Raw genomic sequence first — 219 nt, forward strand, 5'->3', positions numbered from 1 at the left:
GAGTGCAGCTTGCATTGCGTGCCCACTCCACTCGCCCGCGCATCAGTCAGATCGTGTTGGCGACGTCGGAGAACACGTTTTTCAACGTCGAACCGATCGATGCGATGCTGGCGATGATCAGCACCGTAATCAGACCGGCGAGCATCCCGTACTCGAGAGCCGTGATGCCGTTTTCGTCACGGGCGAAGGTCTTTGCCTGAGCGATGATCTTTTGCATTT

The 219-nt window shown here is 56.6% G+C and carries 1 protein-coding gene; it reads right to left on the minus strand.

Annotated elements, in window-relative coordinates; translation table 11 throughout:
- Nucleotides 1-46: 46 nt before the first annotated feature.
- Entirely contained in the window at nucleotides 47-217 is a 171-nt protein-coding gene (locus AB4Y44_RS43075) for a Flp family type IVb pilin (RefSeq protein ID WP_342921484.1), read from the minus strand.
- Between the last annotated feature and the right edge of the window lie 2 nt (nucleotides 218-219).

The organism is Paraburkholderia sp. BR10937, from assembly GCF_040965695.1.
GTDB lineage: Bacteria > Pseudomonadota > Gammaproteobacteria > Burkholderiales > Burkholderiaceae > Paraburkholderia.